The 478-nt window shown below is 61.9% G+C and carries 1 protein-coding gene; it reads left to right on the top strand.

The window, feature by feature from the left end:
* On the top strand, positions 1–478 hold a 478-nt coding region (locus PZA18_RS24210), incomplete at both ends, for a hypothetical protein (RefSeq protein ID WP_308447459.1).

A 478-nucleotide genomic window follows, 5' to 3' on the forward strand; every position in this document is an offset into this window, starting at 1 on the left:
CCCAGACCACCCGCGAAGATTTCGTTTACAACCTGCAGGGGCTGCTCGACACCCGCACCCGCTACAGTCAGGTCGATGCCAATGGCAGCGGCATTCCCACCGGTGCCAGCCAGACCCGTCAGGTCTACGACACCGCCGGCCGCCTGCTGTTCAGCTACGACGGCAACAACAATCAGACCAGCTATAGCTACGACGGTCTGGGCCGGCTACTGAGCACAACCGACGCCTACAGCAAATCCACCGTTCATACCTATGACGATGCCGGTCGCCGCATCACCCACCTTTACGCCAACGGCCGGCTGGATACCCAGACTTACGACCTCGGTGGCCAGCTGACCAGCCAGCTGGCTGGGGGGGTACAGCCTACCCAGTACGCCTACGATGCGGCAGGTCGCTTGGCCTATACCCAGGATGCCGATGGCAACCGTGTGTATCAGCTCTACGACGAAGCCAACCGGCTGGTTGGCGAATTGCACGG

This window comes from Parachitinimonas caeni (assembly GCF_030129945.1).
Classification (GTDB): domain Bacteria; phylum Pseudomonadota; class Gammaproteobacteria; order Burkholderiales; family Chitinimonadaceae; genus Parachitinimonas; species Parachitinimonas caeni.